Raw genomic sequence first — 14,434 nt, 5'->3', positions numbered from 1 at the left:
GATGGAGATCAACCTCAGCGACTTCCACTTCCTGCGCCCACTCTGGCTGTTGCTGCTGCCTTTTGCCGCGTTGCTGCCACTGCTCTGGCGCCGCAGCCGCGACTTGCAGCGGCGTTTGCGCGGCAACATCGCCGAACACCTGCTGCCGCACTTGCTGATTACCCCGCAGGATCAACAATGGCTGCGTCCGGTGCATCTGGTCTGCGCACTGTTGATGATCGGTGCGGTTGCCGCCGCCGGGCCGACCTGGGAACAGGATCGCCCGGATTTCCTGGAGAACCGGGCGCCATTGATCATCGCCGTTGACTTGTCGCCGTCCATGGATGCAACCGACGTGCAACCGAGTCGCCTGGAAGCGGCCAAGCATAAGCTGCATGACCTGATCCAGCGTCGCGCCGGTGCGCGCAATGCTTTGATCGCCTATGCGGGCAGCGCCCATCTGGTATTGCCGCCGACGGACGATCCGGCCCTGCTCGACACCTTCATCCAGGCGCTGGGCACCGAACTGATCGGCAAACCGGGGAAAAACGTCGGCGCGGTGATCGAGCAGGCCAAGCGCCTGCTGGTAGCGGAAAAAACTCCAGGCACCTTGTTGCTGATCACCGACGGCGCCGACACCTCGGCACTGGCCGGCCTGGACAAACAACTGGCAAACAGCGCGCTGCAAGTGCTGATCCTCGCGGTCGGCAGCCAAGACGGCGGGATCATCCGCGATGCCAACGGCCAGCCGCGCACCGACAGCAATGGTCGCCCGGCGCTGGGCCGTTTCGATCAGGCTGCCCTCAAGCAACTGGCGTCAGCCCTGGATGCGCCCCTGGGCAGTCTGACACTCAATGACGACGACCTGGATTGGATTGATCTTCACGCCCAGCAACATTTCCAGAGTGCCAGCGCTGAACAGCGCGAGCTGCACTGGAAGGATGCCGGTTACTGGTTGTGCTGGCCGCTGCTGCTACTGGCGTTTTTCAGTGTGCGCAAGGGCTGGAGTGTGAATTGGATGGCCGGTCTTTTATTGGCCATCGGTATCGGCTATCAACCGGCACCGGCACAAGCCAATGCGTTGACCGATGCATTTTTCACCCCGGACCAGCAAGGTCGCTGGGCCTTCGAGCACGAACACTTCCCCCAGGCCGCCGCGCATTTCGTCGACCCGTACTGGAAAGGCATGGCCGCCTACAACGCCGCCGATTTTGACTTGGCCCTGGCCAGCTTCGCGCGCCTGGAAACGCCCCAGGCGTATTTCTACCTGGGTAACATCTACGTGCGCCGCTTCAAGTTCGACCAGGCCATCGCGGCCTACAACCAGGCGCTGAAGTTGCAGCCGCAGTTCCCCGAAGCCACGGCCAACCTGGCCCTGGCCATCGCCCTGCAGAAAGATACCGAAGACGCGGAGAAAAACGCCCCTGAGGTCAAGCCCGACGAAATCAAGATGGACAAGGCACCGGGCAAGGGCCAGAGCAAACAGGTGCAGACCGAACAGGCGGCGTCGGATGCCCAGTGGTTGCAGAACCTGACGACATCGCCGGCGAAGTTCTTGAAACAGAAGTTCAGTTTGCAGGATCAGGTGGGAGGCAGGCCATGATCAGTCTGAGAGACCGTGTCGCCTCCTTCGCGAGCAAGCCCGCTCCCACATTTGATCTATGTGCACCACAAATCCCCTGTGGGAGCGGGCTTGCTCGCGAAGGCGTCAGACCAATCACCGCAAAACTCGGCCTCTTGCTCACCTTGCTGATCTCCACCACCACCCTCGCCGCCGAACCCGACCTGCGCGTCCGGCCACCCTGCAACCCGCCGACACCGCCATGGTCGGCAGCCTCGTCGAATTGCGCCTGGACGTACTCACCGACACCTGGTTCACCAGCGCCCCCACCCTGCCCGACCTCAAATTGCCCGGCGCACTGGTGATGCCGTCCGATGGCCACGCCGAGCACCTGAACCAGACGCTCGACGGCAAATCTTTCAACGGCATGCGCTACACCTACCTGATCACGCCAAACCTGGCCCAAGCCTTCGACATCCCACCGCTGACGGTACGGGTCACACCGGGCCAAGCCACCAGCGAGCTCAGCGCGCAAAGCCAACCACTGCACTTCACCGCGACGCGACCGCCAGGTTTCCAGCCCGGCGAGCCGGTGCTGGTTGCGCAAGGGCTGCGGTTCAGCCAGAAGATCGTTGATTCGTCCTCGCCGCCCAAAGTTGGCGACAGCCTCACCCGAGAGCTTACGCTTCAGGCTGACGGTGCCCTGGCCATGTCGCTGCCGACACCTTCACTGGGCGATGTCAGCGGTCTGAGCCGATACCCGAAAACCCCGCAAATCAGCAATCTGGACGACGGACGCGGCAACTTCACCGGCGGCCAGCGCATCGACAGCGTGACCTACCGCATCGACAAACAAGGCCACTACAACCTGCCGGCCATCGAGCTGAAATGGTTTGACGCCAGCAGCCAGCAGACCCGCATCGCCCAGGTCCCGGCCGTAAGCTTCGACGCCGCCGCCAACAGCGCTTACAAGCCCGTGTTCTCGATTACCGAAGACCTGAAAAAACTCGGTCAGGGCAATCGCCTGCACCTCTCGGGTGTTGCCCTGAGCCTGCTGGCGTTGCTGTCGGGCGTGATTTTGCTCGCCTGGTTTGCCCGCCCGTATGTGCACCGCGCGCACCTCGCCTGGCAGGCCCGCCGCCGTGCCCGCCACGCGGCGTGGCTGCAATCGCCCGACTACGCCTGGCGCCAGATCCCGGCGCAACTGGATGGCCAACCGCCACAACTGGGCGCCCTGTACCTGTGGACCCGCCGCAGCCGCAACGGCCTGAAGCTGACCGGCTTCGGCCCGCGCCTGCAAGCCTTCCTGCGTGCGTGCTACGGCCGCCAGCCGACCAAGGATCAGGCGCTGCACCAACTCAACGAATCCTTGACTACGCTGCATAGTCTGGCCGAACACAAGCAGGAATCACTCGCTACCGCACTGCGACCACTCAACCCCGTTCACGAGAAGGATGTCCCATGATGAGCTCCGTATCGCTGCGCCAACTGCACGGTTTCCGGTTTCTATTGACCCTTGCCCTGAGCCTGCCATTGCTGGTGCAGGCCGCTGAGCCGTTGCCTTCCTGGAATGATGGTCCGTCAAAAAAGAACATCATCGAATTCGTGCAAGCGGTGACCGATCAGGGCAGCAAGGACTTCGTCAAACCCGAGGACCGTATCGCCGTGTTCGATAACGACGGCACCCTGTGGAGCGAGCAGCCGATGTACTTCGAGTTTCTGTTCGCCCTGGAAGAGGTCAAGCGCACCGCAGCGCAGCACCCGGAGTGGAAAACCACCCAGCCGTTCCAGGCCGTGCTGGAAAACGATCACAAGGCCCTCGCCGCCAGCGGCCTCGACGGCATGATGAAAATCTTCGGTGCGACCCACACCGGCATGACCACCGAAGCCTTCGACGACTACGCCAAGACCTGGCTGACCCAGGCCCGCCATCCGAAAACCGGCAAGCCCTACACCGAGATGATCTTCCAGCCGATGCTGGAAATGCTCGACTACCTGCGTAGCCAGAACTTCAAGACCTACATCGTTTCCGGTGGCGACACCGCGTTCATGCGCGCCTTCGCCGAAAAGGTCTACGGCATCCCGCCCGAGCAGGTGATCGGCACCACATTCGTCACCACTTTTGAGTACAAGGATGGCCAGGCGTCGATCCTGCGCACCCCGAAACTGGCGCACAACGATGACGGGCCGGGCAAACCGGTGAGCATCGACGCCGTGATCGGCCGTCGACCGATTCTCGCCTTCGGCAACTCCGACGGCGACCTGCAGATGCTGCAGTGGACCGCCGCCGGGTCGGGCAAACGATTCATGGGGCTGGTGCACCACACCGACGCCAAACGCGAATGGGCCTATGACCGCCAATCGCAGATCGGTCGGCTGGACAAGGCGCTGGACGAAGCAAACAAACGTGGCTGGACCGTCGTCGACATGGCCGCCGAATGGCGCCGGATCTATCCGTTCGATGCCGCCACAACCGGGCAAGTGCAATAAGAAAGCGTAATGCAGGACTGCAATAAACGTTTGTCGTATTCAAGCGACGCCAATGAGCAAAAAGGAGCAAGTCTTATGACTCGCATACGCAAGTGGCTACCCAAACTCGCCCTGGTCGCGACGTCGGTGATGGCAATCTCGGCAACGGCCGGGGCTGCCGATAAACCCAACATTTTGGTGATATTTGGCGACGACATCGGCCAGACCAACATCAGTGCCTATTCCATGGGCGTGGTCGGCTACAAGACGCCGAACATCGACCGCATCGCCAAGGAAGGCATGATGTTCACCGACTATTACGCGGAGAACAGTTGCACTGCCGGACGTTCGTCGTTCATCACCGGGCAGACGCCTCTGCGCACAGGCCTGTCCAAAGTGGGCATGCCCGGCGTGCCGGTCGGGCTGCAGGCCAGGGATGTGACCATTGCCCAGGCGCTGAAGACCCACGGGTATGCAACCGGGCAGTTCGGCAAAAACCACTTGGGCGATAAAGACGAGTACCTGCCCACCAACCACGGCTTTGATGAGTTCTTCGGCAACCTCTACCACCTCAATGCCGAAGAGGAACCGGAGCGTCCCTACTGGCCCAAGGATGATGCCGAGTTCGTCAAGGCAGCGTCTCCGCGGGGTGTGATCCACAGTTTTGCCGACGGCAAGATCGAGGACACCGGCGCACTGACAAAAAAACGCATGGAAACCATCGACGACGAAACCACGGCCGCTGCCCAGGCGTTTATCGAGAAGCAGGCCAAGGCGGACAAACCGTTTTTCGTCTGGATGAACACCACGCGCATGCATGCCTTCACGCATGTGCGTGAATCCATGAAAGGCCAAAGCGGAATGGTCGGCAACGATTACGCCGACGGCATGCTTGAGCACGACGGCGACGTGGGCAAGCTGTTGAAAACGCTGGATGACCTCAAGATCACCGACAACACGATCGTGGTCTACACCACCGACAACGGCCCTAACCAGTGGTCCTGGCCGGATGCGGCGACGACCCCGTTCCGCAACGAGAAAAACTCCAACTGGGAAGGCGCTTATCGGGTACCCGCGATGATCCGCTGGCCTGGCAAGGTCAAGCCGGGTGAAGTGTCGACACAAATGGTCTCCGGTCTGGACTGGTTCCCGACGTTGCTGGCCGCGGTGGGCGATACCGACATCAAGGATCGCCTGCTCAAAGGGGCTGACGTCGGCGGGAAGAACTTCAAGGTGCATCTGGACGGCTTTAACCAGCTGGACTACCTGACCGGCAAGACCGACAAGAGTGCGCGCAACGAGTTCTACTACTTCAACGATGACGGCGTGCTCGTGGGCATGCGCTTCAACGATTGGAAAATCGTCTTCTGTGAGCAGCGTGCACCCGGTGGCCTGCAAGTGTGGAGCGAACCTTTCGTCTGCTTGCGTGTGCCAAAAATGTTCAACCTGCGCATGGATCCGTACGAGCGTGCCGACGTCGTGTCTGACCAATACTATGATTGGCTGACCAAGAACGACTACCTGATCTTCGACGGTACCCGCCGATCTGCAGCCTTCCTGCAGACCTTCGTCGACTACCCGCCAAGCCAGCGGCCGGCGAGCTTCAGCATCGACCAGATCCGTCAGGCGGTGGACGCCAAGATCGAAGAAAAAATGAAAGCTGCACAGTAAGACTGCTCGACCGCCGCTCGCCTTCACCGGCGAGCGGACTTATTTTCGACTTGGGACCGCATCGGCCCCTTCGCGAGCAAGCCCGCTCCCACAGGGGTCCGCGTTCCAAATGTGGGAGCGGGCTTGCTCGCGAAAGGGCCGGCACAGTCACAGGTGTTCTTGAACCGGAACAAGGCACTCCGCAATGTCCTCACGTGTCGCCAGCAAGTCGTCGGCCATACCTGCCCCCACGTCGCCTCCCTCGGCGCTGTTGATCCCCGCCCTGTTGCTGTTCGTCTCCGGCGCCGCGGCGCTGGTGTACCAGGTGCTGTGGATCAAGCAGCTGTCGCTGGTGGTGGGCGTCGAGGTGTACGCCATCACCACCGGGATCAGCGCATTTTTTGCTGGCTTGGCCCTGGGTGGATTGCTGTTCGGCCGCTGGGCGGACCGCCTGCAGCAACCGGTGCTGCTGTACGCCGGGCTGGAAGTGCTGGTGGCGGTGCTGGGTGTCGGCGCGACCTTCGCCATGAGCGTCGCGGCCAGCCCTTTCGCCTGGCTGGAACAACACATCGGCCTGCTGGCCTGGGTGCTGCCGTTTGTGCTGGTGGGCGTTCCGGCGCTGCTGATGGGCGGTACGTTGCCGGTACTGGTTCGCTCCCTGGCCAGCGACCCGCAGCAGTTGGGCAAGGCCGGCGGCCACCTGTACGCGGCCAACACCGCCGGCGCCATCGCCGGCACGCTGCTCGCTGCGTTCGTGCTGATCGCCACCCTCGGCGTGCGCGGCAGTGCCCTGGCCGCCGCGATGCTCAACCTGCTGGCGGCCGCGGGCGCCCTGTGGTTCCAGCGCCATCGTTCGCCCGCCGTTGAGGCACCGGTCAAGCACCACGCCAACAAGGCGCCGGATCGCCTGGCCCTGTGGCTGTACTCGATTGCCGGTGGGGTGGCCCTGGGTTACGAAGTGGTCTGGTCGCAATCCATCGTGCAGTTCATGAGTACCCGCACCTACGCGTTTGCCGTGGTGTTGGCGACCTACCTCACCGGGCTGTTCCTCGGCAGCGCCCTGCTCGCCCGCCGGGTCGATCGCCTGCGCGATCCCTGGGGGGGGTTCGGCCTGCTGATCGCCGGTGCCGGCTTGATCGCCTTGCTGGAAATTGCCCTGCTGGGGCGCTGGCTGGTGCTCGCGCAAAGCGTGGCCGAAGCCTGGGTGTTGTCATGGGGTGCCAGTGAATTGCTGGGCATGAGCGTACGCTTTGCGGTGGCCGCATTGAGCATCGTGTTCGTGCCGACCGTGCTGCTCGGCGCGGCGTTTCCCGTGGCCCTGCGCCTCAGCGTCGGGCGCGAGCATGTCGGGCGAAATGTCGGTGAGGTGGTAGCGTTCAATACCCTGGGCGGCATCGTCGGGGTGATGCTCTGCGGTTTTGTGCTGATCCCGCTGCTAGGGCTGGTACGAACCTTGGGATTGCTGGCGATCATCGCCGCCGGAATCGGCTACTTCGCGGTGCGCAAGGGTCATGGCGTGAAGAAAGGCCGGCGCCAGGGTGTGATCGCGGTCGGCCTGGTCTCGCTGGCGCTGGCGCTGCTGACTCCGGTGGACAAACTGGCCAGCCTGCTGCCCGGCGCGCGCAACGGTACCCTGGCGTTCTACGAGGAAGGACGCGGCGGCACCGTGGCCGTGGTCACCCAGGGCAAGGGCCAGCGGGCGTTCCAGCGTTTGTACATCCAGGGCGTGTCCAATACCGGCGATGCCATGCCTTCGCTGCGCTACATGCGGATTCAGGCGCTGTTGCCGCTGTTGATCCACAACGGCGAACCGCGTTCGGCGCTGGTGATCGGTTTCGGTACGGGCATCACGGCGGGTGCCCTCACCCGCTATCCGGGCCTGGAACACCGGGTGGTCGCCGAGCTGCTGCCTTCAGTGGTCAACGCGGCGCCCTTGTTCAAGGGCAACTTCAATGCGGCTGCCGACCCGGGTGTCGACGTGCGCCTGCGCGACGGTCGCCAGGAACTGCTGCGCAACCCGCAGCCCTACGACCTGATCACCCTGGAACCGCCACCGCCCTCCGCTGCCGGCGTGGTCAACCTGTATTCCCGGGATTTCTATCAACTGGCCGCCAGTCGCCTGCAGAAACAGGGCCTCGTCGCCCAGTGGCTGCCGTTGCCGACGCAGAACATCGACGACTCGCGCTCGCTGGTACGCAGCTTCCTGGATGTCTTCCCCTACGCCACGCTGTGGACCAGCGAGTTCCACGAGATGCTGCTGGTGGGCTCGATGGAGCCGATCGAGCTGGATGCGGCGAAAATCAACCAGCGCTTCCAGCAGGACAACGTACGCAGCACCTTGCAGGATGTCGGTATCGGCTCGGCCGCCGCGCTACTCGCGACCTGGGTGACCGATCGCACCGGCCTGGAGCGCTTCGCCGCTGACGCCCCCGCGGTGACGGATGATCAACCGCGCATCGAATACGCACCGTGGGTGCGGGCCAAGGAAATCAGCCGGGTGCTGCCGGCGCTGCTGGATCTGCACGTCGCGCCGCCGCTGGTGAATGCCGATGCCGGGTTCAATGAGCGCATGAATGCTCATCGGCAACGCCTGATGCAGTTTTATCGGGCAAGCCTGCATGCCTATGACGGCGATCGGGATGCCTGGGCCAGGGATGTGCGCGAGGTGATGCGCGGGGACGGGGGGAATCCGTATTTCCGCTGGTTTGTCGGGGAATGACAGATCGCTATCGCGAGCAAGCCCGCTCCCACATTGGAATGCGTTCCCCTGTGGGAGCGGGCTTGCTCGCGAAGGAGCCATCACATTCACCACAACCATCATTTGACACACGCCGCCCTTCCGGCAAAGCTGCCTCGAGCCTCAACGCGCGCCTGACGGCAAACGCACCTGGACTACGGAAGTCGTAATGCCGACACATAAAAATAAAGCTACAAAGCCAAACCCTGATTTGCAATCGACCCTGATCAATCGTTACCTGTTCCCCGTCACCATTGGCATCCTGCTGCTGGCGGTCGCGGGCATCGGCTGGTTCCTGTTCAGCAGCCAACCGGCCCCCGTGCCCCCTGCGCCGGTCAGCGCACCTGTCGTCCAGCCCGCCAAACCACAACCGCAACCCATTGCCGTGGCACCGGCGAAAATGGTCGACGAACAACAATGCCAGGGCTGCCACAGCGCCCAGGTCAAGGACTGGCAAGGTTCCCATCACCAATTGGCGATGCAGGAAGCCAACGCCGAGACCATGCTCGGCGACTTCAACAACGTCACTTTCAAAGCCGAAAACGAAACCACCCGGTTCTCGCGCAAGGACGACGGATTCTGGGTCAACACCCCCGGCATCGACGGCAAGAACGCCGACTTCAAGGTCGCCTACACCTTCGGTATCGCACCGTTGCAGCAGTACCTGATCGAGGTGGGCGATGGTCGCTTGCAAGCCCTGGGCATCGCCTGGGATACCGAGAAACATCGCTGGTTTCATCTCTATCCGGGCCAGGGCGTGACCTTCAAGGACCCGCTGCACTGGAGCAAACCTAGCCAAAATGCCAACTTCATGTGCGTCGAGTGCCACACCACCGGTTACAAGCGCAATTTCGATGCCGCGAAAAACACCTTCGACGGCCAGTGGAACAACCTCGGCGTCGGCTGCCAGGCCTGCCACGGTCCGGCTTCCAATCACCTGGAATGGACGGCGAAAAAGACCGACCTGATCCACGCAGGGTTCGCCGTCGACCTCAAGGACAAGAACGCCACCGTCGAAATCGAAACCTGCGCCCGCTGTCACTCGCGCCGCGCGCCCCTGGGCGATGGCTTCACCGTCGGCAAGCGCCTGATGGATGATTACCTGCCAAGCGCCCTGACCCGCGAGCTGTACGCCCTGGACGGCAAGATCAAGGACGAAGTGTTCGAGCACGGCTCCTTCGCCCAGAGCAAAATGTTCGACAAGGGGGTGCGTTGCAGCAACTGCCACAACCCCCACAGCAGCGAACTCAAGGCACCGGGTAATGGCGTCTGCCTGCAATGCCACAACACCGCCGGCAAGACACCGGTGGCAACCGTCGACGGCAAAGGCCTGCAAGCGAAGAACTACGACTCCATCGAACATACCCGCCACACCATGGGCCAGCCAGGTTCGCAGTGCGTGGATTGCCATATGCCCGGCAAGTTCTACATGGGCAACGACTTCCGGCATGACCACAGTTTCAGCATCCCCAACCCCGAGCGCGCGAAAAAACTCGGCACGCCGGACGCCTGCCTGACCTGTCACCAAGGCAAGGCCGGCGACAAGGTCACAGAGCAGTTCAAGCTCTGGAACACCGCCAACGCCAGCGCCGTGCAAGCCCCGCGCTACGACGAAAGCCTGTGGCTGATTCGCAACGGCCAGCCCGGCGCCGCGCAAGCCTTGTACGAGCAACTGCAACGCAGCAACCTGCCGGCGATCCAACGGGCGACGCTGTTGACGGAGTTGCCGCTGTACCCCAGTGAGCAGGCGCTGAAACTGGCGACCAAGGACCTGGCCAACCCGGCACCGCAAGTGCGCGAAAGCGCCATCCGTGCCATTAGCGCCTTCCTGCCGCCGCCAGAGCGTGCGCCACTGTTGACGCCCCTGCTGAGCGACCCGGTGAAGGCCGTGCGCATCGCGGCGGCCCGCGACTTGCTCAGCGTCGCCCGCAATGGCCTGGGCAGTGCCCAGGGCAACTGGGAGTCTGCCATCGGCGAATACGAAGCCGTGCAAAAGAGCCTGGCCGAACGCGCCGAAGCCAACCTCAACCTGGCCATGCTCTATCAGGCCAGCGGCCGCAGCGGCGAGGTCGAAGGCTTGTTGCGCACATCACTGCAGCGCGACCCGGACTTCTACCCGGCGCTGGTGACCCTGGTGCAGTGGCTGGAGGCCAATGGTCGCAGCCAGGAAGCCCAGGCGCTGATGGCGCAAAGCCTCAAGGAACACCCCAACGCCGCACTGCTGCAACACACCCAGGGCTTGTCACTGGTGCGCGCCGGCAAAGCCGAACAGGCCATGCCCTTCCTGCGAAAAGCCGCGCAACTGGAGCCGCAGAGTGCGCAGTACGGCTACGTGCTGGCCGTGGCATTGCATGACAGCGGCAAGGTCGATGCGGCGTGCGAGGAGCTGGAACGGCTGTTGAAAGTGCAGCCGGCCAACCGTAATGCGCGGTTGTCGTTGATCCAGTATTACCTGGATAACGGGCAAGAACCGAAGGCCCAGGTGTTGTTGCAGGGCTGGAAGAAAATGAACATGGGGGATCCAGCGTTGAAGTAATTGGTGGCTGATCCTAAGGCCCCTTCGCGAGCAAGCCCGCTCCCACATTGGATCTGTTCGGGTCACAGATTTTGTGAACTCTGAAGATCAAATGTGGGAGCGGGCTTGCTCGCGAAAGCGTCAGCCCTGCCAATGAATAACTTGACTCACCGCCGCCACTTCACGACGCGGCAGAACCGTGGCGCTCTCGGGTTTTTCGCGAGCAAGCTCGCTCCTGCAGAGGCATATGACTATGGACCGATGCTAATCTTCGTAACAGATTCAGCCATATGTGGAAAAACCATATCAGAGAAATACCCCGCGCATTCACGTCATGCTGGTTCTGATCCGCGTGTGGCGCGCGATCAACGACGACGGCACGCTGACCTATTCCTTCGTCGAGGCCTTGCAGGCCAGCCATCCGGGGTTCGTGGTGCGTTTTGCCGGGGGTGTGCTGTTCCTATCCTGGGGGTGGTGTTTGGGTGGGTCGCCATCGAATACTGCCTGCGCCATCAGACGGCTGAAAGCCTGGACGATGCCAGTTTGATTCCGTTTGCCGATGATCCGGAGGTTGCGCGGCGGGTTGAAGCCGCGACGGGCAAGAGCATCAATGCGGTGGCGCCGCAAGAGCCTCGAAAAGGCTGGGGTAATCTGGAGGTTTGAGGTGAAGCTGAGGACGCCATCGCTGGCAAGCCAGCTCCTACAGGGACTGTACAATCCGTGTGGGAGCTGGCTAGCCAGCCATCGCGGTCTTGGATCAACCGCGTTCGCGGGGAATCAGGCTCTGCAACTGCTGGGCGAGGAAATTCCCGTCGAAGGCAAAGGTATCGGGGTCTTTCAAGCCATTGGTCTTGCGCCACTGCCAGCTCGTGGACGGCGGCAGGCACACCAGCGATACGCTGCCATAACGCGCCGCGGTAAACCCCATCACCGCCAGTGAAATCTGACCGCCGACACCCATCACGTCGGGCACGAACTCCACCGGTTTGCCGGCGATCAGGATGCTCAGCTTTTCAGTCTTGAAGGTGGAGCTCTCCACCGGCACACTCGGCCCCGACGCGACATACGCCTCGCGGCTGACCTCCAGCAAATGGGGCGCCTTGACCGGCTCCAGCCATTGCTGGATCTGGTTGAACAGCTCACCAATGCGCGCCGCCCACTCGCTCGATTGCGTCTCGAACAGCTGCTTCTTGTGCGCTTCGCTTTCTGCGTAGTGGCGAAGCATCTCACCCAGTTGCTGTACATCGTCCATTGCGGTGTTCCTATGGTTGGAGCAGTGCTGAGGACATTGAGCATGGCAGATGCGCGCCACCGACGTACGACTAAACGTACGAGCGGTGGCTTTGACCCTGGGCGAACGATCAATCGGCCACGGGCATGCGGCGCAGGCGCGCCATACTCAAGGTATCGACGTAGGCACCGTCACGCACCGCATAGTCGCGAAACAACCCTTCTTTTTCGAAGCCGAACTTGCGGTACAGGCCGATGGCGGCTTCGTTGTCGGCATACACGCTCAGCTCGACCCGCCGCAGGTTCATCCAGTTGTCCGCGATATCCAGCGCCGCCGCCAACAGTGTCGAACCCACGCCCTTGCCCTGCCACGCAGGGGCTACGCCCATGCCGAAGTTGCCGACATGGCTGCGACGGATACGGGAAAACTGTTCCAGGGTGATGCTGCCGATAACCGTCCCTTGGTGCACGGCCACCAGTTGAAAAACCCGCTCGTTGTCCGTCGCCAGGCGTCTGTGCCAGGTTTCGGAGGACGGAAACGGCATTTGCAGCGTTTGACGAGCGACGAGCGGTTCGCGGTAAAGCGCGGTGATGCCTTCAACGTGGGAATCGTTGAGGCGTTCGAGGGTGATGACAGCGTCGGTGGCGGTCATGGGTGATTCATCCTTGAGACAGTCATGGCCGCCTACTCTAACGCATCCATCATCACCCCTACAAAAACCACTCCCGCCGCTCTTCGAAGGTGTTCTGGATCAACTCGACAATCGTCTGCACCTGCACCTCACCCAGGGACTCGGCATTCACCGCCATCCACAACTGGCGCTGCATCGGCTGGCCGAACAACCCCGGCAAACCGATCAAGGCACGATCAAAGTGACTCATGTAGCCGGGCAACAGACCGATGCAGGCGCTGCAACGGACCATCTCCAGCATCAATTCGTAGGAATGCGACTGCACGACCCCGGCCAGGCGCTGGTCGACCAGGTCGTTCCATGGCCGAAAACTGTCGATCTGCCGATCGTGCTGCCATTGCACCAGCATGAAGTCGGCGAGGTCATCGAGGCCTTCCGGCCGCGCGGCGACCCGGGAATAACGCTTGGCGATGTGCGGCACGTAGTCGAGTCGCGCCATGCATCGCGGTTCGCTGACGGCGAAACTCGGGCCCGGCATCGGCGAGTCGGGCCCCGCCAGCCACACCACGACATCGGCACTGACGGCCTGCAGGGACAATTCGCTGTCGAGGCTGATGATGTCCAGGCGCGCACTGGCATTGCGTCGCAGCAACCCCACCAGGTCGCGGCCGAGGATGTCGTGCAGGATGGTCTCGGCGACGGCCAGGCGCACCCGTGGCTGCTCGATCACCGGCAAGTCGCGTTCGTGCGCCAGCGCGGTCAGCTGCCTGTGCAGTTGCAGGCCGTCGCGGCTGAGCACCAGGCCGTTCTCCGAAGCGCTGAACAGCGAACACTGCAACTGCCTTTCAAGCTGCGTCAATTGCTGGCGCAACCGGGTCGCCTTGATGTTGAGGCGGCGGGCCGCCTGCATGAAGCAGCCGCAGCGGGCGGTGACGCTGAAGCACTGCGCCAGCAGCGGATCGATCTGCGCCGCGCGGGTGCGCCAGGACGTGGTTTTATCGAAGGCTGCGCGATATTGCGCTACAGGCTGAGCACTGCGGGTTTCCATGAAGGACATCGATGACTCCCTGTCGATCTTTCACCGGGAGCTCCATCTTGCGCATCGTGCATGAAAGACGTGTGACAGGCGCTCAGGCGCTGGGCGTCTGGCGAAAACTCACGGCCAGTCGATTCCAGCTGTTGATGGTAGTGACAGCTATTGTCAAATCGACCAGCTCTCCTTCGCTGAATTGCGCCCGGGCCTGCTCGTAAACGGCATCCGGCACATGGTCCTGGGACAGCAGCGTCACCGCCTCGGTCCAGGCCAGGGCCGCGCGCTCGCGCGGATTGAAGAAGTTGCTGTCGCGCCAGACCACAATCGAATACAGGCGGCGATCAGTCTCGCCCAGGCGCCGGGCGTCCACCGAGTGCATGTCGGTGCAGAACGCACAGCCGTTGAGCTGCGAGGCACGGATCTTGACCAGGTGCAGCAGCGCCGGCTCGATGCTCAGACTGCTGGTCAGGGCTTCCATGGCGATCATCGCTTTCATCGCCTTGGGCGAGGCGCTGTAGTAATCCAGGCGGGGCTTCATGGCGCGATCTCAGGTAGCGACGATGTGCCCCCAAGGTAGTCGTTGATAACCCTGCGTTACATATCCAATTGGGCGAATTTTCCGTGGACC

Annotated in this window: 10 protein-coding genes and 2 pseudogenes; 8 read left to right on the top strand and 4 right to left on the bottom strand. The window is 62.4% G+C overall.

The genetic code is table 11. From position 1 onward, the window contains the following. Window position 1: 1 nt before the first annotated feature. From DKB71_RS16060 to DKB71_RS16025, 8 genes and pseudogenes are all read left to right on the top strand, one after another. On the top strand, window positions 2-1,582 hold the full coding sequence (locus DKB71_RS16060; RefSeq protein ID WP_408601015.1) for a VWA domain-containing protein: 1,581 nt from the start codon (window positions 2-4) through the stop codon (window positions 1,580-1,582). Beyond that, window positions 1,579-3,005 (top strand): annotated as a pseudogene (locus DKB71_RS16055) (hypothetical protein). The gene DKB71_RS16060 and the pseudogene DKB71_RS16055 overlap by 4 nt, the downstream one beginning before the upstream one ends. Next, a complete protein-coding gene (locus DKB71_RS16050) occupies window positions 3,002-4,030 on the top strand; it encodes an HAD family hydrolase (RefSeq protein WP_408601014.1) in 1,029 nt (342 codons plus the stop codon). The pseudogene DKB71_RS16055 and the gene DKB71_RS16050 overlap by 4 nt, the downstream one beginning before the upstream one ends. 75 nt (window positions 4,031-4,105) lie before the next feature. Then, the gene (locus DKB71_RS16045) at window positions 4,106-5,680 is read left to right on the top strand and encodes an arylsulfatase (protein ID WP_323626602.1); all 1,575 of its coding nucleotides are present in this window, start codon (window positions 4,106-4,108) and stop codon (window positions 5,678-5,680) included. Window positions 5,681-5,864: 184 nt separating this feature from the next. Beyond that, window positions 5,865-8,378 carry a fused MFS/spermidine synthase gene (locus DKB71_RS16040; RefSeq protein ID WP_408601013.1) on the top strand — a complete coding sequence of 838 codons (2,514 nt, stop codon included), beginning with the start codon at window positions 5,865-5,867 and terminating at the stop codon, window positions 8,376-8,378. A gap of 187 nt (window positions 8,379-8,565) precedes the next feature. Next, window positions 8,566-10,932, top strand: a complete 2,367-nt coding sequence (locus DKB71_RS16035; protein WP_408601012.1) for a tetratricopeptide repeat protein — start codon at window positions 8,566-8,568, stop codon at window positions 10,930-10,932. A gap of 331 nt (window positions 10,933-11,263) precedes the next feature. Beyond that, window positions 11,264-11,377, top strand: a pseudogene (locus DKB71_RS16030) (hypothetical protein); the annotation flags it as partial. After that, entirely contained in the window at window positions 11,374-11,574 is a 201-nt protein-coding gene (locus DKB71_RS16025; RefSeq protein ID WP_408601108.1) for a cbb3-type cytochrome c oxidase subunit 3, read from the top strand. The pseudogene DKB71_RS16030 and the gene DKB71_RS16025, both read left to right, overlap by 4 nt. Before the next feature lie 94 nt (window positions 11,575-11,668). Here DKB71_RS16025 and DKB71_RS16020 read toward each other — a convergent pair whose 3' ends face one another. The 4 genes from DKB71_RS16020 to DKB71_RS16005 all read right to left on the bottom strand — a co-directional run bounded on the left by DKB71_RS16020 (window position 11,669) and on the right by DKB71_RS16005 (window position 14,344). Continuing rightward, window positions 11,669-12,163: a hypothetical protein gene (locus tag DKB71_RS16020; RefSeq protein ID WP_408601011.1), complete on the bottom strand. Its 495-nt coding sequence runs from the start codon at window positions 12,161-12,163 to the stop codon at window positions 11,669-11,671. A gap of 109 nt (window positions 12,164-12,272) precedes the next feature. After that, on the bottom strand, window positions 12,273-12,794 hold the full coding sequence (locus DKB71_RS16015) for a GNAT family N-acetyltransferase (protein WP_408601010.1): 522 nt from the start codon (window positions 12,792-12,794) through the stop codon (window positions 12,273-12,275). Window positions 12,795-12,852: 58 nt separating this feature from the next. Further along, complete coding sequence (locus DKB71_RS16010; protein WP_408601009.1) at window positions 12,853-13,830, bottom strand: LysR family transcriptional regulator; 978 nt, start codon at window positions 13,828-13,830, stop codon at window positions 12,853-12,855. A gap of 73 nt (window positions 13,831-13,903) precedes the next feature. Beyond that, the gene (locus DKB71_RS16005) at window positions 13,904-14,344 is read right to left on the bottom strand and encodes a carboxymuconolactone decarboxylase family protein (protein WP_323626595.1); all 441 of its coding nucleotides are present in this window, start codon (window positions 14,342-14,344) and stop codon (window positions 13,904-13,906) included. Window positions 14,345-14,434: the final 90 nt, after the last annotated feature.

The sequence above is a fragment of the Pseudomonas sp. PLMAX genome (assembly GCF_046042685.1).
Lineage (GTDB): Bacteria > Pseudomonadota > Gammaproteobacteria > Pseudomonadales > Pseudomonadaceae > Aquipseudomonas > Aquipseudomonas putida_AE.
The sequence above is the reverse complement of the archived record's forward strand: the minus strand, read 5'-3'. Positions and strand labels throughout refer to the sequence as shown.